Origin of the sequence: Chromobacterium sp. Beijing, from assembly GCF_021496765.1 — a bacterium.
Lineage (GTDB): Bacteria > Pseudomonadota > Gammaproteobacteria > Burkholderiales > Chromobacteriaceae > Chromobacterium.
Map to the genome: position 1 here is coordinate 997742 of NZ_CP053750.1, position 20440 is coordinate 1018181.

The 20440-nt window shown below is 66.4% G+C and carries 26 protein-coding genes; 11 read left to right on the plus strand and 15 right to left on the minus strand.

All coding sequences use genetic code 11. From position 1 onward, the window contains the following. Positions 1 to 24 precede the first annotated feature (24 nt). Together HQN78_RS04955 and HQN78_RS04960 are read right to left on the minus strand one after the other, a co-directional pair. Positions 25 to 1206, minus strand: coding sequence for a hypothetical protein (locus HQN78_RS04955; protein ID WP_146176648.1), 1182 nt, complete (start codon positions 1204 to 1206; stop codon positions 25 to 27). Beyond that, entirely contained in the window at positions 1203 to 2018 is an 816-nt protein-coding gene (locus HQN78_RS04960; RefSeq protein WP_227103532.1) for a hypothetical protein, read from the minus strand. Before HQN78_RS04960 ends, HQN78_RS04955 begins: the two co-directional genes overlap by 4 nt. Positions 2019 to 2369: 351 nt before the next feature. Between HQN78_RS04960 and HQN78_RS04965 the strand changes: the two genes are divergently transcribed. Next, positions 2370 to 2726, plus strand: coding sequence for a DUF4180 domain-containing protein (locus HQN78_RS04965; RefSeq protein WP_235088300.1), 357 nt, complete (start codon positions 2370 to 2372; stop codon positions 2724 to 2726). Between the two features lie 85 nt (positions 2727 to 2811). On the opposite strand, the gene HQN78_RS04970 is transcribed toward HQN78_RS04965, so the two are convergent. Together HQN78_RS04970 and HQN78_RS04975 are read right to left on the minus strand one after the other, a co-directional pair. Beyond that, on the minus strand, positions 2812 to 3180 hold the full coding sequence (locus HQN78_RS04970; protein ID WP_107799565.1) for a LecA/PA-IL family lectin: 369 nt from the start codon (positions 3178 to 3180) through the stop codon (positions 2812 to 2814). Between the two features lie 155 nt (positions 3181 to 3335). Further along, the gene (locus HQN78_RS04975) at positions 3336 to 3674 is read right to left on the minus strand and encodes a hypothetical protein (protein WP_235088303.1); all 339 of its coding nucleotides are present in this window, start codon (positions 3672 to 3674) and stop codon (positions 3336 to 3338) included. A gap of 162 nt (positions 3675 to 3836) precedes the next feature. On the opposite strand from HQN78_RS04975, the gene HQN78_RS04980 reads away from it, so the two are divergent. Beyond that, positions 3837 to 4208: a hypothetical protein gene (locus HQN78_RS04980; protein WP_235088306.1), complete on the plus strand. Its 372-nt coding sequence runs from the start codon at positions 3837 to 3839 to the stop codon at positions 4206 to 4208. Next, positions 4205 to 4846, plus strand: coding sequence for a CHAP domain-containing protein (locus HQN78_RS04985; protein WP_235088309.1), 642 nt, complete (start codon positions 4205 to 4207; stop codon positions 4844 to 4846). The genes HQN78_RS04980 and HQN78_RS04985 overlap by 4 nt, the downstream gene beginning before the upstream one ends. 103 nt (positions 4847 to 4949) lie before the next feature. Here the strand turns inward: HQN78_RS04985 and HQN78_RS04990 are convergent, their stop codons facing one another. The 3 genes from HQN78_RS04990 to HQN78_RS05000 form a co-directional block, all read right to left on the minus strand. Beyond that, a complete protein-coding gene (locus HQN78_RS04990) occupies positions 4950 to 5642 on the minus strand; it encodes a chitosanase (RefSeq protein ID WP_235088311.1) in 693 nt (230 codons plus the stop codon). A 50-nt stretch (positions 5643 to 5692) separates the two neighbouring features. Further along, complete coding sequence (locus tag HQN78_RS04995) at positions 5693 to 6037, minus strand: carbohydrate-binding protein (RefSeq protein WP_235088313.1); 345 nt, start codon at positions 6035 to 6037, stop codon at positions 5693 to 5695. 262 nt (positions 6038 to 6299) lie between these two features. Beyond that, positions 6300 to 7493, minus strand: a complete 1194-nt coding sequence (locus HQN78_RS05000; protein ID WP_235088317.1) for a hypothetical protein — start codon at positions 7491 to 7493, stop codon at positions 6300 to 6302. Between the two features lie 395 nt (positions 7494 to 7888). Here HQN78_RS05000 and HQN78_RS05005 point away from each other — a divergent pair, with 395 nt between their 5' ends. The 4 genes from HQN78_RS05005 (at position 7889) to HQN78_RS05020 (ending at position 9649) form a co-directional block, all read left to right on the plus strand. Continuing rightward, positions 7889 to 8380 carry a surface-adhesin E family protein gene (locus tag HQN78_RS05005; protein ID WP_235088319.1) on the plus strand — a complete coding sequence of 164 codons (492 nt, stop codon included), beginning with the start codon at positions 7889 to 7891 and terminating at the stop codon, positions 8378 to 8380. A gap of 164 nt (positions 8381 to 8544) precedes the next feature. Further along, positions 8545 to 8886 carry a hypothetical protein gene (locus HQN78_RS05010; protein WP_235088321.1) on the plus strand — a complete coding sequence of 114 codons (342 nt, stop codon included), beginning with the start codon at positions 8545 to 8547 and terminating at the stop codon, positions 8884 to 8886. Beyond that, complete coding sequence (locus HQN78_RS05015) at positions 8886 to 9134, plus strand: hypothetical protein (RefSeq protein ID WP_235088324.1); 249 nt, start codon at positions 8886 to 8888, stop codon at positions 9132 to 9134. The genes HQN78_RS05010 and HQN78_RS05015 overlap by 1 nt, the downstream gene beginning before the upstream one ends. Further along, positions 9131 to 9649 (plus strand): SGNH/GDSL hydrolase family protein, encoded by a 519-nt coding sequence (locus tag HQN78_RS05020; protein WP_235088326.1) that lies wholly within the window; start codon positions 9131 to 9133, stop codon positions 9647 to 9649. Before HQN78_RS05015 ends, HQN78_RS05020 begins: the two co-directional genes overlap by 4 nt. Positions 9650 to 9791: 142 nt before the next feature. Here the strand turns inward: HQN78_RS05020 and HQN78_RS05025 are convergent, their stop codons facing one another. From HQN78_RS05025 to HQN78_RS05035, 3 genes are all read right to left on the minus strand, one after another. Beyond that, entirely contained in the window at positions 9792 to 11213 is a 1422-nt protein-coding gene (locus HQN78_RS05025; RefSeq protein WP_235088328.1) for a hypothetical protein, read from the minus strand. 217 nt (positions 11214 to 11430) lie between these two features. After that, positions 11431 to 11907 (minus strand): hypothetical protein, encoded by a 477-nt coding sequence (locus HQN78_RS05030; RefSeq protein ID WP_227103511.1) that lies wholly within the window; start codon positions 11905 to 11907, stop codon positions 11431 to 11433. 160 nt (positions 11908 to 12067) lie between these two features. Further along, entirely contained in the window at positions 12068 to 13009 is a 942-nt protein-coding gene (locus HQN78_RS05035) for a DMT family transporter (RefSeq protein ID WP_107799555.1), read from the minus strand. A 114-nt stretch (positions 13010 to 13123) separates the two neighbouring features. Here HQN78_RS05035 and HQN78_RS05040 point away from each other — a divergent pair, with 114 nt between their 5' ends. Then, positions 13124 to 14032, plus strand: coding sequence for a LysR family transcriptional regulator (locus tag HQN78_RS05040; RefSeq protein WP_227103509.1), 909 nt, complete (start codon positions 13124 to 13126; stop codon positions 14030 to 14032). Positions 14033 to 14200: 168 nt separating this feature from the next. Here the strand turns inward: HQN78_RS05040 and HQN78_RS25430 are convergent, their stop codons facing one another. The 4 genes from HQN78_RS25430 to HQN78_RS05055 form a co-directional block, all read right to left on the minus strand. Further along, on the minus strand, positions 14201 to 14821 hold the full coding sequence (locus HQN78_RS25430) for an amidase family protein (RefSeq protein WP_255701214.1): 621 nt from the start codon (positions 14819 to 14821) through the stop codon (positions 14201 to 14203). After that, positions 14704 to 15570, minus strand: a complete 867-nt coding sequence (locus HQN78_RS25435) for an amidase (RefSeq protein WP_255701215.1) — start codon at positions 15568 to 15570, stop codon at positions 14704 to 14706. Before HQN78_RS25435 ends, HQN78_RS25430 begins: the two co-directional genes overlap by 118 nt. A gap of 5 nt (positions 15571 to 15575) precedes the next feature. Continuing rightward, on the minus strand, positions 15576 to 15767 hold the full coding sequence (locus tag HQN78_RS05050) for a hypothetical protein (protein WP_227103504.1): 192 nt from the start codon (positions 15765 to 15767) through the stop codon (positions 15576 to 15578). A gap of 140 nt (positions 15768 to 15907) precedes the next feature. After that, on the minus strand, positions 15908 to 16780 hold the full coding sequence (locus tag HQN78_RS05055) for an MBL fold metallo-hydrolase (protein WP_235088331.1): 873 nt from the start codon (positions 16778 to 16780) through the stop codon (positions 15908 to 15910). Between the two features lie 138 nt (positions 16781 to 16918). On the opposite strand from HQN78_RS05055, the gene HQN78_RS05060 reads away from it, so the two are divergent. Beyond that, positions 16919 to 17806: a LysR family transcriptional regulator gene (locus HQN78_RS05060; protein WP_107799551.1), complete on the plus strand. Its 888-nt coding sequence runs from the start codon at positions 16919 to 16921 to the stop codon at positions 17804 to 17806. Between the two features lie 10 nt (positions 17807 to 17816). Here HQN78_RS05060 and HQN78_RS05065 read toward each other — a convergent pair whose 3' ends face one another. Then, entirely contained in the window at positions 17817 to 19043 is a 1227-nt protein-coding gene (locus HQN78_RS05065) for an NADH:flavin oxidoreductase/NADH oxidase family protein (protein ID WP_107799550.1), read from the minus strand. Between the two features lie 81 nt (positions 19044 to 19124). On the opposite strand from HQN78_RS05065, the gene HQN78_RS05070 reads away from it, so the two are divergent. Then, positions 19125 to 19586, plus strand: coding sequence for a MerR family transcriptional regulator (locus tag HQN78_RS05070; RefSeq protein WP_235088333.1), 462 nt, complete (start codon positions 19125 to 19127; stop codon positions 19584 to 19586). 137 nt (positions 19587 to 19723) lie between these two features. Beyond that, on the plus strand, positions 19724 to 20413 hold the full coding sequence (locus tag HQN78_RS05075) for a type 1 glutamine amidotransferase domain-containing protein (RefSeq protein ID WP_107799548.1): 690 nt from the start codon (positions 19724 to 19726) through the stop codon (positions 20411 to 20413). Positions 20414 to 20440: the final 27 nt, after the last annotated feature.

A 20440-nucleotide genomic window follows, 5' to 3' on the forward strand; every position in this document is an offset into this window, starting at 1 on the left:
GAAGCCCCTGTGCGCGAAACCGGTTCAGGCCGTCGCGGCGGCGGAGTACAGCTTGCCGCGGCGCTGGTGCAGATTGATGATCAACTCGTCCGAGCCGCGAAACACGCCGGGGCCGTAGCTTTCCGCGTCGCGGCACAGCTGCATGCCCACCAGCCGGATGCGCTGCCGGCTTTCCGGGTCCACGAACTCGCTTTGCTCGATGTAGTCCTGGAACATGTATTGCGGCCATTGCCCCAGCACCAGTTCGCGCCAGGCGGTTTCGCCGCAGGCGGAGCGCACCAGCGAGCCCAGGCCGCGGCCGCCGCTGCTGGGTTTGGCGATGAAGTCGCCGGCGCGCGCCAGCAGGGCCTCGGCCTCGTCCCGCGAGGCCGGCGCGAAGGAGGGGATCAGAAAGGGGCGCAAGGCCGCGTAATCGTCGGCGTCCAGGCAGTCCCGCATGATGTCCTCGCGATTCAGGACCGCCAGCACCCGCTTGTCGTGCACCAGAATCAGCGTGCGGATGTCGTTGAAATACGCGCCGCCGTCCAGCAGCTGGTCCAGCACCCGGTCCGGCAGCAGCGGCAGCTCGCTGCGATCCATTTCCAGGATGCAGCGGTTCACCGTCCGGCCGTCCAGCCGCAGCTTGCCGTCGCGGACGCTGAGCGCCTCCGGCCGGGCGGACAGAAAGTGGACGCCGTCGCGGCGCAGCGTTTCCGCCAGCAGGAAAATCTCGGTGCCGGGTTCGCGGGCGTGCGTCAGCGCCACCACGCAGCCGGGCGGATGCCATTGACGCAGGGTTTGCAAGAAGGCGTCGTCTCCGGCCGGCTGACCCAGCCAGCGGCTGATCATCCAGCCGTTCATCGGGTAGCGCGCGCCCACCTCGCAAATGCGCGGCTGGCCATGGCGGTCGTAGATGAAGTCCGGACGGTAGAAGCCCACGCGGTAAGGCCGGCCGTGCGCGCGCCGCAGCAGCGCTTCCATGGCCTTGGGCAGCTGATAGAGCGCCCGGATGCGGGGGTCCAGAAAGTAGCGGCCGACGATGGCGCGGAAGGCGGCGTCCAGCAGCGCGCTCAGGCGCCGCAGGCTGCTCAGATAGTCGGCGGACACCTCCACGCGGGCGCGCGCCAACTGTTCCGGGGCGAACAGGGGCGGCGCGCCCGGCGGCCAGGGCGGCGGCGCGGCGGCCTGGTCCGCCAGCCGCAAAAGCGGAGGCCGCGGCCGGCTCACAGCGCCTCCGCGGCGGCGTCCCGCGGCACCGTCGCCAGCACCGCCGCCTTTTGCTCCAGATAGGCGCCGACGATGCCGTCCAGGCTGTAGCGCTCCAGGTCCAGCGCCATGGCCCGCGCGTAGTGGTTTAGGGCGTTCATGGCGTGGAAGAAGTGGTTTTTCTCGGTGGGGCCGCAGTGCACGCTGATCCAGCCCAGCGTGCGGGTGGCGTCTCGCTCGGCGAAGCCCAGCGTCCGGGTCAGCCAGCGGCGGAACAGCGGCAGGATGAATTCCACCTCGCCATGGGTGTAAATCTCGTGCGTCAGCGTGGTCAGTAGCGCGACGGCCAGGTCCGGCTCGCGCAGCGACTGATGATCCTTCCAGCTTTTGAAGGCCTTGGCGCTGGGGTGGAGATAGGCATGGGACAGCCACTGGTCATCTCCGACAATGCCCGTGGCCATGTTGTAGTACATCTGCGCGTGCAGCACCTTGTGCGTGACCGCCAAATCCTCGTCCACGATGCGGTTCAAACAGACCATGGCGGCGAACAAGGCCTCGCGGTCCGCCACCGGCTGGCCGGTGTGGACCAGCAGCGTCAGCCGGTTGCTGATGCCGGCCACCGTCATCGCGCTATTGTTGGTCTGGCTCCAGCTCTGGAAAAAGCGCCGCAGCGTTTCCGGGCTTTGCCGCCGCGCGGTCAGGCGCGCAAAGCCGGATTCGATCGCGTCGAAGTGGCTGCCGTGCCGTTCAAAGGCTTGCAGCAGTTCGCGCTTGAGGTGGGACGCGGGCAAATCCCGCAATACCGGCATGATGATCTGGCTGAGACGGTGCATGAACGGAACCCTTGCTTGCATTGAGCGCCGCGGCGGCCCGGGCGGAGCGGCCGCCGGCCCGGTTTCTTTTACGCTTGCGCAGACATCAATATGGTTTAAGGATCAGACTGCCGATATAGGTACTACCACCATATTGAAAATCCGCATGAATGATCTAGGAGCCAGTTCAAGGTCCGTCGCGCTTCGGCGACGCGGCGTTAAACACGTTTCTCTCTGTGCTTGCCGTCTAGGCCCGCTCTTGCTCGCGAGTCTTTGAGCAGGTCTTAAGAGCCATGCTCAAACGGCGCTTGTCGCGCGGCCATGTCTTGGTCATGATTTGCTTTTGTTTTTCATGCAAGGGAGAGCGTGCCGATGGAAACCCGAGTGACGACCGTCAAGCAGACGAAGTTGATCGAGTGCAGCGCCGGGGTGGCGAGCCTGGACCAGGCGCTGGATTTGGTGGCCTTGTGCGCGGAGCACGACGCGCCGCGCGTGCTGCTGGCGGAAGAGGCCTTGCCGCCGGCTTTTTTCGATTTGAGCAGCCGCTTCGCCGGCGAGTTCGTTCAGAAGCTGGTCAACTATCGTCTTGCCGTGGCCGGGGTGTTCGCCGACGGCGCCGCCTACGGCGAACGTTTTGGCGAATACCTGAGCGAAGCGCGCCGTGGCCGGCAGTTTCGCGTGTTCGACGATAGAGAGGCGGCTCTGGCCTGGCTGGCGGCGCAGCATTGAGCGCGTAGCGGCTCGGACAGCGTGAAGGCGGGGAAAGGGCGCGGAGCAGCCCCTTGCGGGGCTGCTTGCGAGCGGAAGAGCGCGATCAGACCGCGTCTTTGCCGATGCTCACCTGGAAGGAACCGGAGTTGTTGCCGTAGGTGCTGGGCACATCGTTGTAGTACAGCGTGATCTGGCCTTGCGCGTTGGCCGGCGCTTTCCAGCGGAACAGGCCGGTGTTCACCGGGATGAAGCCGCCGGCGCCGATCTTCATCACCAGCGCGCCGCAGTAGGCGTCGCCGCAGATCAGGCCCTGATTGGGGTGGCTCTTGTCGCCCTGCGGGCCCCAGTTGGGCTGCGGGCCGTAGCCTGCCCAGCCCGACGCGACAATGGTGATCACATCGCCGGGATTGTAAGTGATGGTGGTGGGTTCCCCGTTGGGATTGTTCGCAGCGACAGTACCGGTCCAAGCCATGGTGAATCTCCAAAATGAAAGTGAGAGAAAGCAGATTCGACGTCGCGCCGATGGCGCGAGGAATATGCTTATTTCATTAAAGTTGGCGATGGGGGTTTTAGCCGCTGATCTTTCGGCGAGGTCGGCGCGGGGAACTTCGGATAGCTTGCCGGCGCTCAGCGGCCTTTATCCAGCTTGCAGGCCAGGCCGGTGCCGGCGAAGCCGCCGTAGAGCTTCATTTCATCCGGCAGCTTGCGCGTGATGAAAAAGCTGTCCGGCAGCCCCAGGCCGGCCTTGTCGCGCGGCCAGGTCAGCAGCCCGCGTTCGTCCATATAGCCCTGAAAACGCTGTTCGCCGCGAATCAGCTCCACCGTCTGGCTCTGGCGGCTGAAGTGGAAGCGGGTGGCGTCGGCGCAGTGGTAACTGGCCTGCATCGCCTGCGGCTTGCAGCCGGCCAGCAGAACGAGCAGGACCGGCGCCAGGCTGGCGAAAAGGTAACGGGCGGGGACGGACATGGGCGGCGTTCGGACTGAGGACGGAAGGCCGCCAATATAACAAGAGCGGCCGGCGGCGGCTAGCCGCGCTCCGGGCGAGGCTGGTTCATCGGCACGGCAACTGTTAACATGCCGATCGAATTTTAGGCCGCCTGTCTCGATGGCGGCCGCAAGGAGACCGATATGTTCCCGCGAAAACCGATGCTGTTTGTCCTTGGCGCGCTGACGCCGTTTGCCGCCATGGCGGCGGATATTTATATCGGCATGCTGAGCGCGCAGGAGGGGAGCTTGCGGCTGACCCGCTGCAGCATCGGCAAACCTATCTATCAGTTGCTGAGCCAGGAAGGCCGGCCCTTGGCGGAATGGCCGGGTCTGTCGCCGCAGGCGCTGGAAGAACAGGCCAAAACCTCGGCCCGGATCCTGGGCGAATTCACGGAGCGGGACGGCAAGCCGGCCTTGCAAGTGGAGCGCATCGACGCGATCCGTTCCGGCGAGTCCTGTCATCTGGAGGATTGGCTGGACGAGCCGGTCAAAGCCGGGCCCGGACCGCAATGAAGCTGAGCAAGGGCAAGGCGGCGCTGGCGCTGCTCGCGCTGCTGAGCGGCGCCTACTGGGCGGCCACGCATCTGAACAGCAACTGGGGCCGCGCGGTGGGCGAGCCTGTGGACGCCTTCAACGGCGTCGCCGTGTATTACAACGGCGGCGTGCAGCATGTGGAAGGACGCAATCTGGCGTCGGACGGCTACAATCTGGGCCTGCGCTATCAGTGCGTGGAGTTCGTCAAACGCTATTACTATCAGCGTTTTGGCCACAAGATGCCGCAAGACAAGGGCCATGCCCGGGATTTCTTCCAGTCCCGTCTGGACAACGGCGCGCTCAATCCCGAGCGCGGCCTGCTGCAATACCGCAACGGCGGCGGCGACGCGCCGCGGGCGGAAGACCTGATCGTGTTCGCGCCCTGGGTGTTCAACCGCTATGGCCACGTCGCCATCGTCAGTCGGATCGGGCCGGATTTCATCGAGATCATTCAGCAGAACCCCGGCCCGTTCGGCGAGGCCCGCGAGCGACTGCCCTTGCTCATGGAGCAGGGCGTCCCGAGGGTGGACCATCCGCGGGCGCTGGGTTGGCTGCGCCGCGCGCCGCAGGCTTCGGCGCCGGCGGAGGAAGGCCTGGAGCCGGCGGGCGAGGCCTGAGAGCCTGTTCAAGGTCCGCTGCGCTTCAGCGGGATTTAGACAAGGCGCTCACCGTGGGGCGTCTTCACGATGCGCGGCGGATCGTGAATCGGGCCGGGCGCGCCTACTTCATCTTCCAGCTGGTGGCTTTCAGCACCGCGGCGTCGGCGTCTTTCAGATCGGTCTCGCCCTGGCTCAGCAGGCCGCTCCATTGTTTGACGCGATTCTTGCCATTGGGCGGCTGGTTGTATTCATTCGTGTCCACTACCTTGCTGCGCTCGGCGTGGAAACGGTTCATGAAGGTTTTTTCGTCGCCGCTGCCGCCGGAACGGGACAGCAGTCCCTGCAGCGTGTCGGAGCCGCCGCTGGCGCCCTGGTTCAGCGCGGTGTCCACGAAGGAGCCTATCGTCAGCGCGCTGCCGAAACCGCGCTGGCGCGCCTGTTGCACGCTGTATTGGATGTAGACCTTGTAAAAGGTCTGCCACATCGCTTCGCGCCAGGCGGCGTTGTTTTGCAGCGCGGCTATCTTGCCGCAGAACACCTTCTCGCTGTCGCTGATCTTGAGCACCGGCCCTTGCATGCCGCCGCGCACCCCGGCGCGCGCCAGTCCGCCGGCAATAGAGGGATTGCCGGCGCCGCTGGCGGCGTCGAACTCCTTGAACAGCGTCGGGCCGTCCGGCCCCTGATCACGCGGGCCGCCGGTGGTGGCGCCGAAAATGCCGATGGTGAAGCCGCGCTCGTCGTCGATGTCCTCGCAATAGCCGTAAAACTTGGGCCAATCCAGCGAGTCTTGCTCCGGCTTGTTCACCAACTTCATGATGTTGTTCCACTGCTCGCCGTCCAGCCCGGTGTTGGCTTTCAGGAATTTCAGCGTGCTGGGGAGAAGTTGGCGTCCGGATTGGCCGCTTTGGCCTTGCCGGGCAGCGCGCAGCGCGCGCCGGCGGTCCAGGGCTGGCCGATTTCCGCCGCGCCGCTGCTGGCGTCCGGCGTGTTGCCCTGGGTCCAGTAGACGGCGGTGAAGTTGACGCCGTGATGGCTGGCCACGCTGCCGGCCGGATAGGGCGTGGCGGCCTTCCACGGCGCGGCGCAGACCGCCAGCCGCGCCGCCAGCCTAGGAGCGCTGCCGGCGGGGGAGGCTTGCGCCCAGGATGCGCCGGCGCAGGCCAGCCAGCCGGCGCCGGCCAGGGCCAGCATCGAAAGTGTGCGTTTCAAAACGTTCTCCGGTAGACAGAGGTAGGGCGGCGCGAGCCGGGAAAACGCACAAAATGCCATACGGATTTTATTGGCGAAAGAGGGGGGACTGGCAAATGGAACGGGCGGCGCGGATGCGCGCAAGTAGATGGGCCTCCTGTCGGCGTTTCAGCGTTGGAAGAGGGAAATAGTGCTGCGCCGCGCGCAGCAAGCGCATTCTATGCGGATTGGCGCGCGGAAAATTCAGACGATGAGGTTTGGAGCGGGCGCTACTCCAGCCGCATCACATCGCTGCCCTTGTCCAGCGCAGGGTAGGCCAGCGCCAGGTAGTCTTGCGTAAAGCCGGCCAGGGCCTCGGCGGACGGCAGCGCGTATTCCCCGCTATTGGGATCGAAAAACCGGAATGTCCGCGCGGCATGATCCACCCTGGCCGCCAAGGCGTGGCCGACGCCTTGGGCGGGCGGATGCCGATGTTGTACAGGCCGTCGCGCTCCAGCGCGATCTTGAAGCCCGGGCTTTCGCTGTGGCCGCGAGGGCTCAAGCCATAGACGGCGAAATAGTCGGCGATGGCGTCTACGCTTCGCCACACATAGCTGTTGACCGCCAGTTCCATCACCTCGTCCCGTCCGCCCTCGGTTTCGATGTCGCGGAAAAAGGCCTCGGCCTCGTTTGGCCAGCTGCGCTGGCTGGCCAACCATTTGACGACCAGCGGGAAGCAAACGCCTTGTTCGCCTATCGTCGACCCCTGGATGAACGCGGTTTGCCGGAAAGCGCGCGCCTGCTCGCCGCCATGCGCCCGCGCGCATTGGGTCCAGGCGTCCTCCGATGCGCGCGCCAGCGCGGCGAGCAGGCTTTTGACCTTGCCGGGCTTGGGCGCGGAGCTGAGATCGACCTTGCCCAGTTTTCTTTCCGCGACGGCGATCTGTTTCGGCCGGCCGCAGGCCCGGATGCCGGACAACAATTCGGCGTAGCTTGCCGGCGGGCGCTCGAAAGCCACGCCCACCATCTTGAAGCGGCGCAGCAGCGCCGGCGGCATGGCTTGCGGGAGCGGGGCGTCCGCCTTGGTCTCAGGCTGGACGAGGCGTTGCTTGGCCCGCGTCACCACGCAGGCGCTGCGCAGCAGGCCCAGTTCTTCTCGAATCACGCGGACTCGCTGTTGCATCAGGCAGCGCAGCAGCAGGCAGGAGCTCCTGTCCCCAGCCGGCGGCGGAGCGTTGCGGGGCGCGACGACGGGCGGGCTCAGGCGCAATAAAGCGGACAGCTTGAGCGGGCCGGAGCCGACGACGGCTCCCCGGGCGCGGAGAAAGTCCCTGGCGCGCCGGGTTTGTTCCGGGTGCAGCAGATAGCTGCGGCCGGTGTACAGCACTAGCATGCCGTCTTTGCGCATGCCGACGCGGCTGTGTTCCTTGTGGTCTTGCAGGCGTGACAGGTCGTACTGCTGCGCCCGCAGTTGGATGGCGGTTGGAATGGTGCTCATGGCGGTTTTCCCGGCGAAGTGCTGATTTGGAGCGGCGGCGTCTCGGCGCGCCGTCCGAAGCGGACGGCGACGGACGCACTGGGGAGCGAACCCAGGTTTGCCGCATGGTTATTTTATTGGGGCGCAGTGTGAAGGCTGAGCGGCGGGGAAGACTTTCAGAAAACGATTTCGGCCGCGGGCCGATGGACGGCTGGCTCAAGTGTAAGAAAAAGCCCTTGATCCGCGACCCATTTATCAGCCTTGGCCTTGAGCGGCGCCGATTCGCCTTGCCGTGTTTCGGCTCCGCGGGCTTGATTCAGAGCGCGCCCGGCCATTCACAAGGAAAAACCAGGGCTGTTATCATGCCCGCCGCCGCTGCATTGCGCGTATCGATTGGAAAAATATTGGGAATCAGAATGTTGAAAGTCATTGCCTGCGTTTTTATCTTGTTGTCCTCCATGGCCAGCGCCTCCAGCTGGGATTTCACCTACTTCAACCCCAGCGAGGGCGGCTTGTTGATCGATACCGACAGCATTGCGCAATCGCCGCACGGCACCGTCAAGTTCTGGACGCTGTGCGCGCCCAGATTCGAGGCGGACAAGCCGATGACGGCTTACGCCTACAGCCAGTCCCTGTACGAGATCCATTGCCGGCAACGCCTGATCATGATGCCGATGACGGTGGCTTTCGATGTGAACGGCGAATCGCGGGAAACCGAGTTCGAGCACGCCAAGATGGAGGACATCCAGCCGGACACGCAGGAGGATTTTCTGTGGACCTATATCTGCAAGCCGGACAAGCGGCCGGACATGGCGGTGGCGATGCGGCAGGGCATTCAGGGCTTTTTGCGGGAGCAGAGGCGTTACGCCAGCGAGCATCTGGCGTTTCATCGGGATAAGAGCCGCTGATTGCGGCCGCCTACGGCAAGCGCCCTGCCTCGGCAGGGCTTTTTTGCGCGCCTTGACCGGCGGCGTGATCGTTTTAAGCAAGCTTGCGGGCTCGCGCTTGGGCATGCTGCGGCACATTGAAAACCCATTGACCGCGCCGCGGATCGCGCACAGGAGCTTACGCCATGCCGATGACTTGCAAACTCGTACCCGGAAAACTGCTGGTTCCCAGGCACTGCGCCCGGCGCGAGGAGGCGCGCTTGGCGGAGGCGTCCAGGCTGATCATGCGGCTGCGGCAATTGCGGCACGATCCCGCCACGCTGTCGCGCTCGGACTCCGTCGCCTCGCTTGGCTTCGACAAGAAGGCGCTGTTCGCGCTGGCGCTGAAAAACCAGGCGGTGCAGGCCAAGACGCCGGCCGCGGCCGCCGGGGAGGGCAAGAGCCTGGGGCATATCCAGCGCCTGGTGGTGATAGGCGACAGCCTGTCGGACTCCGAAGGCCGCATGCTCAGCAAAACCCTGGGGTGATGCCGTCCTCGCGCCAGTACTACGAAGGGCGTTTCACCAATGGCTTCGCCTGGCCGGACTTCCTGGCGTCCAGGGCTTTTCTGGGCAAGCCGGTGGTCAATTACGCCGAGGGCGGCGCGGTGGCCGGCAAGTACTCCAAGTGGAACCCGGCCTTCATGTTCATCTCCCATATGGAGCGCCAGATCAATAAGCACCACTTCCAGCCGGGCGATATGGCGGTGCTGGCTCTGGGTCCAACGACTACATGACTTTCGGCAAGACCGACGTGGACAAGGTGATCCGCACCTACGAGCGGCAGATCGACAAGCTGGTGGCCAAGGGGGTCAAGGACATCCTGGTGGCCGGCGCGCCGGATCTGTCCAAAACCGTGAACGCGCGCAAACAGCCGCCGGCGGAGGCCGAAAAGCTGCACGACTTGTCTCAGCGGCATAACCGGCAGCTGAGCCAGGCGGTGGAGGCGTTGCAAGCCCGCTACCGCGACGCCGGGGTGACCCTCCGTTTCTTCGATATCGGCGCCAAGCTGGATTACATGATGGAGCTGGCGGAAACAGTGGATTACGACACGATGCACAATAAGCACGAGGGCTATATCGACCTGCCGCGCGTGCTCGGCTTCGCCGGCGACGCGCGGCCGCTGGACAGCTCGCATCGCCACCTGTTCCACGATGAGGTGCACCCCAGCCAGGAGGTGCACCAGATCCTGGCCGCGCACATGACGGACTTCATCCGCGAGCAGTACGGGCGGCCGGCCGACGCGTCTTAGAGCCTGTGCAAAGTCTCGCGAGCAAGCGCGAGACAAGGCGAAAACGAGCGAAAAAGCGGAATGCACACGTGGTACATGAGCATTTTGAGCTCGTACTCACCGTGCAAGGCTTCACGACGCGCAGCAGACTTTGAACAGGCTCTTAGCCGCTGGCCAGCCGCGCCAGGTAGCGCAGGCCGCCGATGCCGGGAAGGAAGCAATACGCGCCGCCGCGGGTGGTGATCATCCGCGAGAAGCCTTGCAACACGGTGTTGTTCTTGCCCGAGCGGCCGGGCGCGGCCAGGGTGAAGCTGCTGTCCGCGGCGTCGTTGACGCCGAGGAAGACGTCTTCTCCGCTGATGTTGAACACCGCGTTGCCGGCGTCCGGATTGCCCGGTTCCGTGGCGGATTTGACGAAGTCGCTGAGCAGGTTCCACTGGCTGCTGAGAAATTCGAACTGATTGCTGAGGCTGGCGTTGATGAAGTAGCCGATCAGGCCGCGGGCCGCGGCCGAGGGGTGTTCGGGGTCGTAGGCCGGGCCGTAAGGCATGGCCCGGCGCACGATGCGGTGGTGGGCGCTGTCGGTGCCCACCACCGCGCCGTTGCGCGGATTGTTGCGGCGGATGTGGGAGCCTATCGGACATTTCAGGCCCAGGGTGTCGTCTTGGGACGGCTGGGCATTGACGTAGTTGAAGTCGTTCAATTGACTGGTCGGCAGCGTGGCGCCGGCCTCGTCCGGCCGCAGCGTCAGCGGGTTGCCGTTGCGCCAGCGTCCGCATACCTTGGCCGCCAGCAGTTCGGGATCGATGCCGGCCTTGGCCGCGTATTCGCTCAGGAACGCGTCGAAAGCGGCCACGTCCTGTTCCAGGATGCGGAAAGCGGCATAGCTGCTGTTGCGGCTGAGTTCGGGCGGTTGCACCGAGTACACGCCGTTGCCCTCGTTGGTGTAGCCGAGCAGGAATTCCCCGGTGGCGATGACGGCCTGATCGTCCGGTTCCGGGCGCTTGCGCGGCGGGGCGCCGGCGATGGTGGGCTGGGCGATGCTGTCGCGGTAACCGAAGTGCACCTGATTGTCAGGCAGCGCCTGGGCGTCATGGGCGGATAGTTCGCTGACGGCGCCGGCGAAGGCCTGACGCAGCCGCGCGCTGAGGCTTTCCAGCAGCGCCGGATCTTTGGCCACCCACAAGCTGAGCACGATGTGCACCTGCTCGCCATTGGCCAGGCCGCCTATCCATTTTTCAGGCGCGCTGGCGCCGATGTCGCCAACGAGGCTGGCGGTGTCGCCATCGGTGGCGCCGCGCTGGAAGGTCGATTCGAAACTGGCCAGCTGCTCGGCGCCGACGCCCAGCATGCGCAGCCCGGGACAGGTGAAGCCTATGTTCAGGAAGCTGCTCGGTTTTTGCAGCCAGCGCTTGGCGCTGGTGATGCTCGGCAGGCCGTCCCGGCCCTCCACCAGTTTCAGGATCAGCTCGCCGGCGGCGGCCTTGTCGCTAACGCTCAGAATGAAATGCCGGGCCAGGTCCACGCGGTAGCCGCGCAGAATCGTGCCTTGGATGTCGTCGTACGGGAGGTCGGGGCTGTTCATGGCATGCCTTTCAGCAATGGGACGGGTGTAAGAGGCTGTTCAAAGTCCGCTGCGCTTCGTGAAACGCTGCTCGGCGAGTACCCGCTCAAGCTGCTCATGTACCACGCGTACATTCCGCTTTTTCGCTCGTTTTCGCCTTGACTCGCGCTTGCTCGCGAGACTTTGAACAGGCTCTAAGGCGCAAGCGGGCGGGCCGCCTGCGCCTGGCGGGCGCGCTTCAGTCCAGCGCGGCGAGTATGGTCTGCACCGTGTACGGATAGGCCTGGTACAAGCCGTTGTCGTCCTTGCCGCCGCCGCCGTTGTTGGGAATATGCTGGGACGCGTCGTTCTGGGCGATGAAGGCCTGAAAGGCCGCCACATTATTGGCCACCGGGGTCAGCGCCTTGCCTCCCACGACGAATTGCAGCAGCGCGTCGAAGACGGTGCCCACCTGGGCGACGAAGTCGTTGATGTAGGCGTTGAAGCTGCCGTCGTACTCGGTGATGACCGCGATCACGTAGTTGTCGCTGCTTTTGCCGGTGGGCTGCAGATTGGCGGCGGAGCGGTCCAAGAGCAAGGTGCGCGCGTAATGGACGGTGCCGATCGAAGTCAGCGCTTGATGCAGGGTGGGTTCGTATTCCGCCAGAGTGGCGGCGATGGCTTCCAGGCTGGTGCCGGGAATGACCGGCATCAACAGGGTGAGCGGGCTGGCCATGGGGCTTCTCCCTAAGGGGTTTGGGAATTGAAGCCTAGCAGCGCGACCTTGACTGTCAATGCGATTTTATTCGTTTTGCAAATCAAAAGCCGTGGCTTAGGTATTCGTACTAAGGGCTTGCCCGAGGGCCGCGCCCGGCGGGGCGGGCGCGGCCGAACGCTCACTTGCGGTTGGTCAGGGACACGCCCGCCGCCGCCAGCGCGCCGCCCGCCAACATGGACGCCAGAATGGGTTCGCCCAGCAGCCCCGCGGACAGCAGCACGCCGAAGGCGGGCACCAGATTGGTGAACACGGCGGCGCGCGAGGGGCCGATCTCCCGGATGCCCTGGTAATACCAGATGAAGCCCACCACGGTGCCTATGGCCCCCAGATAGAGCATGGACAGCCAGATCCGCCAGCCGAAGGAGGCCCAGGGAACGGAGCCGATCTCGCCGGCCGCGCCGAGGGACAGGAAGGCCAGGCCCCACAGCGTGGCGTAGGTGGTGGCCGCGATCGGACTCAGGGTTTCCATCGCCTTGCGCGAGCCCAGCGTATAGGCCGCCCAGCTCAGCACCGCCAGGCTCATCAGGGCTTCGCCGGCGCCGAAGGACTGGCTGAAATCGTGGACCGTGCCGACGAGATCGCCGCGGGTGATGACCACCATGGCGCCCAGCAAGGCCACGGCGATGCCGGCCCAGCGGCGCAGGCCCAGACGCTCGCGGAAAATCAGGCTGGCGGCCAGCGCGGTCATGATGGGATTGAGGCTGACGAACAAGGCGGTGCGGCCGGCGGGAATGCGCGCCAGCGCGCCGAAGAAACAGGCGTTGTAGAGAAAAATGCCGGTAAAGCCCAGAAACGCGGTGACGGCGATCTGCGAGCGGTTCAGCCGCGGCAGCCCGCCTTCCAGCCGGCAAGCCACCAGCACCAGCAGCAGGGCGGCCACCAGGAAGCGGCCGAAGGCGGCGGTCATCAGCGGCATGGATTGCGCCAGCACTCTGCCGGCGATGAAGGTGCCGCCCCAGAACAGCGCGGTCAGCGCCAGTTTCAGAGACAGGGCCGGCCTGAGCGCGGTTTGCGCGCGGGCGGGCTGCGCCGCGACGGCGAGGGTGCTTGAGTGATTCATGGTGGGCGCCGGGCGTGCCGCCCGGCCTCCTGATGCTATGTGGGTGCGTATATACTATTGATTGTTTGAATTCATGGAAAAATGAGCATTTGCTCATGGGTGGACGAGACGGTCATGACCTTTACGCAGCTGGAAATCTTTGCGCTGGTGGCGGAGCTGGGCGGCTTCACCGCGGCGGCGGACAAATTGGGCATCAGCCAATCCGCGGTGTCGCACGCGATCAGGCAATTGGAGAAGGAATGGGGGCTGACCCTGCTGACGCGCGGCCAGGCCGGCATCGAGGCCACCGAGGCCGGCAACAGCCTGCTGCTGCGCGTGCGCGAGCTCTTGGGCGTGGCCGAGGCGATCCGTCAGGAGGCGTCGGCGGCGCGCGGCCTGAACCGCGGCGTGCTGCGCATCGGCTCCTTCGGCACCACCTCCTCGTTGCTGCTGTTGCCGCGCATCCTCGAGCAGTTCCGCGCCAGCTATCCGGAAATCGACGTGTTCGTGGAAGAGGGCGAGGACGACGAAGTGGCGCAATGGGTCAGCGAGCGCCGGGTGGACGTGGGCTTCGTGGTGTTGCCGGACGATCGTTTCGACACCTTGCCGCTGGTGGAGGACCAGTTCGTGGCCTTGATTCCGGCCGGCCATCCGCTGGCCGGCCAGCCGGCGGCGCGGCTGGCGGATTTGTGCGACATGCCCTTCATCATGACGCTGGCGGGCAATACCGCGCTGATTGAGAGATTGTTTGAAACCGCCGGCCTGCGGCCCATGGTCAAGCACCGCTACGCCCAGATTCTCACCATCGTCAAAATGGTGGAGAACGGCGCCGGGGTGTCCATCGTCGCCGATCTCGCGGTGCCGGCGCCCTTGCTGGCCTTATGCCCCGGCGTGGTGAAAAAGCCGCTGGCGCCCATGGTGAGGCGCGCGGTGGGCCTGGCGGTGCCCAGCCGGAAGCACGTCAGCCCGGCGGTGGCGGCTTTTCTCCACACCTGCAAAACCATGGCCAAGAGCCTGCGCGACGGTTCGCTGGGCGGTTTGTGAGCGGGCGCGATGCGGACAGTCCACAAGTCTGTTCAAAGCCTCGCGCGCCAGGGCGAGACAAGGCGGGAGCCGCTGAGTAAAGCGGAATGCGCAGGCGGCGCATGAGCATGTTTAAGCGGCGCCCGCCGCGCCACGCGTCGCGAAGCGCGGCAGGCTGTGACCAGGTTCTTAGGCCCGCGGCAGGTCAAACCGGGTTTGGCAGCGGCTCTCTATCAGCTGGCCGGCGCGCAGCACCGTGAGCTCGTCGAAAGGCCGGCCAATCAGCTGTACGCCGAACGGCAGCCCGGCCCGGTCCAGGCCGGCCGGCACCGTCAGCGCCGGCAGGCCCAGCACATTGGCGGGCGTGCTCAGCCGTATATAGGCGGAGACCACGCTCTCCTCGACGCCGTCCGGCCAGACGAAGCTGTCCTGGCCGTGCAGCGGCGCGGTGTGCGGCACGGTGGGGACCAAGAGCAGGTCGATGCCTGCGAAAAGCCGGCGCCAGGCGGTTTGTAGAGCGATCCGCGCGGCCTGGGCCTGGGCGTGTTCGTTCTGCGGCACCAGCATGCAGGCTTCCAGCAGCGTCCTCACCTCGTCGCCGTACAGCTGCGGCGCGCGGCGCAGCGCGTCCCGGTGATAGGCGGCGGCTTCCGGCGCTATCAGGCCCCATTGGATGGGCAGGATGAAATCGGTCAGCGGGATCTCGACCTCCACCAGCGTCGCGCCGGCGGCGGCGAGTTCGGCCTGCTGGTCCTGGAGCGCGGCCTGGATGTCCGGCGCGATATGCTCGCAGAAATAATTGCCGGCCACGCCGACGCGCAGCCCCTCCACCCCTGGCCCAGGCCCTGGCGGTAGCTGTCGGCCGATGGCGGCCGTCGCGTCGCGATGGCGTCCAATAAGGCCGCGGCGTCCGCCACGGTGCGGGTGATGGGGCCGACATGGTCCAGCGAGCCGGACAGCGGCACCACGCCTTGGCGGGACACCAGTTCGTAAGTGGGCTTCAGGCCCACCAGCCCGCACAAGGCGGCCGGCACCCGGATGGAGCCGCCGGTGTCGGTGCCCAGCGCCGCCAGCGCGCCGCCATAAGCCACCGCGGCGGCGGAACCGCCGCTGGAGCCGCCGGGGGAGCGCTCCGGCGCCCAGGGATTGTTGGTTTGCGGCGTGGTCAGGCCAAAGGCGAATTCATGGGTATGGGTCTTGCCGGTCAAGATCATGCCCGCCTGTTTGAGCCGGGCGGCCACCTCGCTGTCGGCGGCGGCGAGGTGATGCCGGCGCACTTGCGAACTGGCGGTGGTGGGCAGGCCGGCCGCGTCTATCAGGTCTTTCAGCGCGTAGGGGATGCCGTGCAAGACGCCGCGGTATTCCTTGCGGCGGATTTCCTGCTCGGCCCGCCGCGCGGCGTCCATGGCCTGATCCGCGGCGAGCGTGACATAGGCGGACAGCTGGTCTTCTTTCTCTTGCGCCCGCTCCAGCACCGAGCGGGTCAGCTCCACCGGTGACAACTGGCCGTCCGCTATCTGCCGGGCCGCGTCCACAATGCTCAATTGATAGGCTTGCACGGCGTTTACCTCCAGTCCGGGTCGAAGGGGGGCGCTGAGCGCGCGTCGGCCGGGCTCAGCCGGTCCAGCTTGGCGATTTCCGCGCGGATGAAGGCCAGGGTGGCGGCGACGGCCTCCAGGCGATCGGGGGCGAGCTTGAGGCCGGCGGCCTGGGCCAGGGCGGCGACGGCCTCCGGCGCGAGGGTGGGAAGGGCCATGAGGAGCTCCTAGGTTGGGGGCCTGTGCAAGGCCTGGCGCAAGGCATTGAGATTAAGGATTAGAGCAGCTTGTCGTCGGCGTTTCAAAGCCGCGTGGACGGGGACGCCCCACGGAGGCGGCGGATCGTTAAGCGGCGCCTCTAGAGGAAGGTCCAGCCGAAGCCGCCGTCCCGGCGCGTCACCCGGCCGGCGGAGCTGTCGGCGAAGTGGGCGCTGAACACCAGGGCGCGGCGCTCGGCGGCGAAGTCCAGCAGCCAGCGCCGGGATGTCCGCGCCGCGTCCTGCTCCCGGCAGAACACCGAATTCCATTCCGGCCGGTACACCTGCATCGGCGTATGCATCACATCGCCGCAGAACAGCGCCGTCTCGCCGCGCGAACTCAGCGAGATCGACATATGGCCGGCGCAATGGCCGGGCGTGGGGTGGAAGCGGAAACCGTCCTGGTAGTCGCCGCCGTCCAGGCCGATCACGCGCGCCTGACCGGAGGCGATCACCGGCGCCACGCTGTCGTCGAACACCATGCGCCGGCTGTCCGCTTCCGGCGTGGCGAAGAAATCCAGATCGCCTTGCGGCAAAGCATAGAGGGCCTTGGGGAAGGTGGGCGTCCACTGGCCGTTGATCAGCCGCGTGTTCCAGCCCACATGGTCCGCGTGCAAATGGGTCAGCAACACGTGGTCGACGTCCGCGGGCTGGATGCCCGCGCGGGCCAGGCGTTCCAGAAAGGGCGTTTGCAGCCGGTGGAACAGCGGGTTGAACGCGCGTTCCTTGTCATTGCCGACGCCGGTGTCGATCAGGAAAACCTGGCCGGCCCATTCCACCGCCCAGCTGTGCACGCTCAGGGTGAGGCGCGCGCCGTCGGCGTCCAGCAGACCGCGCAAGCCCGGCTCTTGCGCCAGCAGCGTCTCGTTCCAGTCGCGGTAGAGGAAGGACGGGGCCAGGCCGCGCAGCAGGGTGTCCGTCACGCGGGTGATCTTGGCGTCGCCAAGTTGATAAGTGGGGCTGATGGTGTCCATTTGGGTCTCTGCGGCTAGGGTGCGCGCCGGCGCGGCCGGCGGCTTGACCGTCACTATCGCGGAAATTATTCATGCTTTCCAATGCCGAATTATTAATTCGTGATAACTTAAAGGCATAGCCAAGCCGAAAGACCCCGCATGGAATTGCGCCATCTTCGTTACTTCATCGCCGTGGCCGAGCACCAAAGCGTGCGCCTGGCCTCCGAGCATCTGCACATCACCCAGCCGGCGGTGTCGCGGCAGATCCAGGACCTGGAACAAGAGCTGGGCCTGCCGCTGTTTGAGCGTTCGCCGCGCGGCCTCAAGCTGACCGCGGCCGGCGCAAGCTATTTGCGCGAGGTGCGCAAAGCGATGGCCGCGCTGGACGACGCGGCCGAGAGCGCGCGGCGCGTGGCCGCCGGCCTTTTGGGCCGGCTGCGGCTGGGCTGCGTGGAGAACGCCGGTTGGGACGGCCTGGTGCCCCAGGCTTTCAGCCGCTTCCAGGCGGAGGCGCCGGAGGTGGCGCTGGAGCTGAGCGTGCTGAACACGCCGCAGCAATTGAGCGCGCTGGAGGAGGGCGCGCTGGACGGCGGCTTCATCTACCAATACGAAGACTTGCCGGAAAGCCTGGCCGGCCTGCCCTTGCTGGAGCACGACGTGGTGCTGGCGCTGCCGCGCTGCTGGGACACCGGCCACGACGAGAGCCGCCCCGTCGCGCTGCGCAGCCTGGCGGACCGGCCCTTCGTCACCATGCCGCGCGAAGCCTATCCCGGCTATTACGACCGCCTGATCAGCGCTTGCCGGCAACTGGGCGTGCGTCTTAGGGTGGCGCAGGAGGCCGGCACCGAAACGGCGATCTTGTCGCTGGTCTGCGCCGGCATCGGCGCCGCCATCGTCAACTCCGCCAATCTGGGCCGGCCGCCGGCCCAGGCGCGCTTCTTCCGGCTGCGGGATTTGTCCTTGCCGATGCCGCTGAGCTTCGTCAGCCGCAAGGACGCGGCCAACCCGGCGCTGAAGCGCTTTCTGGCCGCGCTGCCGGGCGCTTGAGGCCGCCGGCTCAGCGTTGCGCCGCCCAGCGTCGATAGCGGCGGGCGCGGCAGGCGGCGGCCAGCTGCTGCTGGATCAGCGCCCGCAGCGGCGACACCTGGGGCTTGGGCGTCTTGCCCTGGCTGAGCCGGCGCAGCTGAAACTTCACCGCGGCCATATTGGCGAGCGCCGCCAGCGGCTTGTTGCGCCAGGCGATGGGCGGCAGCGCCGGAGCGGTGTCCTTGCCCTGGCGCCAGTCGCTGGGCAGCCTGGGGTCCAGGGCCAGCGCGGTGGCGATGCCCGCCATGGCCACGCCGCTGGCCACCACCTGTTCGGCCACCGGCCGGCGACGGATGCCGCCGGTGACCATCACCGGCATGGCTGCCACGGTTTGGAGCGCTTGGGCGAACGTCAGGAAATAGGCCTCGCGGGCCAGGGTGCGCCCGTCGCGGGCCTCGCCCTGCATTGCCGGCGCTTCGTAACTGCCGCCGGAAAGCTCGACCAGATCCACCGCCAGCTCATTGAGCCAGAGCACCACCTGGCGGGCGTCGTCGGCGCTGAAGCCGCCGCGCTGGAAATCGGCGGAATTGAGCTTGACCGCCACGGCGAAGCCCGGGGACACCTCCGCGCGCACCGCTTTGACGATCTCCAGCAACAGGCGGGCCCGGTTTTCCAGCGGGCCGCCCCAGGCGTCCGTTCTTTGGTTGGACAGCGGGGACAGGAACTGGCTGAGCAGATAGCCGTGGGCCGCGTGGATTTCCACGCCGTCGAAACCGGCCTGCTCGGCGAGGCCCGCGCTGCGGGCGAAGCGCCGTATCACATCGGCGATCCCCTGCGGCGTCATCGCCTGCGGCAGGGCGAAATGCCTGGACATCTTGCCCAGGTCCAGCGGCACCGCGGACGGCGCCCAGGTGGCCTGGCCCAGATTGGCCGGCATCTGACGGCCGGGATGGTTGATCTGCAACCAGAACTGCGCGCCGCGGGAGCGGCCGATCCGGGCCCAGCGCCGGAAGCGCTCCATCTGGCGCTCGTCCTCCAGCACCACGCCGCCCGGCCCGGTCATCGCGCGGCCGTCCACCATCACGTTGCCGCTGATCAGCAGGCCGGCGCCGCCGTCCGCCCAGGCCTGGTAGAGCCTCATCAAGGCATCGGACGGGGCCTGGTCCGCGTCCGCCATGTTTTCTTCCATCGCCGCCTTGGCGATGCGGTTGGGCAGGCTGGAGCCGTTGGGAAGGGTCAAGGGGCTGAATAGGGTCATGAGCGCGCGCTCCGGGTTTGATCTTGGCTCAACCATAGGTTTAAAGTTAACTTTAATGTCAAGCCCCGATCGAGAACGCGGATGAAAATTGGAGAATTGGCGAAGCGCTGCGGCATGACCGCCTCCCGCATTCGCTTTTACGAAGCCAGCGGCCTAATCCGGGCGGTGGCGCGCGGGGCCAACGGCTACCGTGATTACGGCCCGGAAGCGCTGTGGGTATTGGACATCATCGCCAGCGCCCAGAGCGCCGGCTTTTCCCTGGAGGAGATTCGCCGTCTGCTGCCGACGGAGCCTAAGGCCTGGCAGCATGAGGACCTGCTGGCGGGGCTCATGCGCAAAGTGGCCGAGATCGAACGCTTACAGCAGCGGCTGGAGCAGAACAAGGCCCAGTTGCGGCGGGTGATCGCCAGCATGGAGAACGGGCCGGAAGGGCTGGCCTGCGACGAGCGGGCCCAATGGGTGCTGAACCGCCTGCGCGACGAGGACGGCGCGGCGGGCGGAGCGCCGGGAAGCGGGCAAGGCCCGCTCCCGGAAAAGTCGTAAACGGGCGCTTAGGCTCAGGTGAAATGCCTTGACCCTCAAGCGGACTTGAAGCTTAAGGTGGCGCAGGCCCGCCGCCGGAAACGGCCGACGCAAACCGTGTTCAAACCCCAGCGGCGCTTTGATGAGGAGAAGCCGTCATGAGCAAGCGCATTCTGCATGTGGTGAGCAATGTCGCTCACTACGCCGATCCGTCCGAAGCCACCGGTTTGTGGCTGTCTGAATTGAGCCACGCTTACGAGGTGTTCGCCGCGCAAGGCTGGGAGCAGCAGTTGATCAGCCCGCTGGGCGGCGCCTCTCCCTTGGAGCCGCGCTCGCTGAAATGGCCGAACGCCGACGCCTCGGCGCGGGCCTGGCTGGCCAGCGCCGATAAGCGGGCCTTGCTGGCGGATACCGCCAAGCCGGAAGACATCGCCCCGGCGGCGTTCGACGCGATCTATTTCACCGGCGGCCACGCGGTGATGTGGGATTTTCCGGAGCACGCCGGCCTGCAGCGGCTCGCCCGCGAGATCTACGAGCAGGGCGGCGTCGTTTCCTCGGTGTGCCACGGTTATTGCGGCCTGCTGAATATCCGCTTGTCCGACGGCGCGCTGCTGGTGGCCGGTCGTCGGCTGACCGGCTTTTCCTGGCGGGAGGAAGTGTTGGCCGGCGTGGCCGGCAAAGTGCCCTACAACGCCGAGGAGGAAATGAGGCGGCGCGGCGCCCGCTATGAAAAAGCCTGGCTGCCGTTCATGCCCAAGGTGGTGGTGGACGGCCGGCTGGTGACCGGGCAAAACCCGCAGTCGGCCAAGGCCACCGCCAAGCGAGTGGCCGCCTTGCTGTCGCGCTGAGGCCGGGAGCGCCGGCCTCGCGCGGCC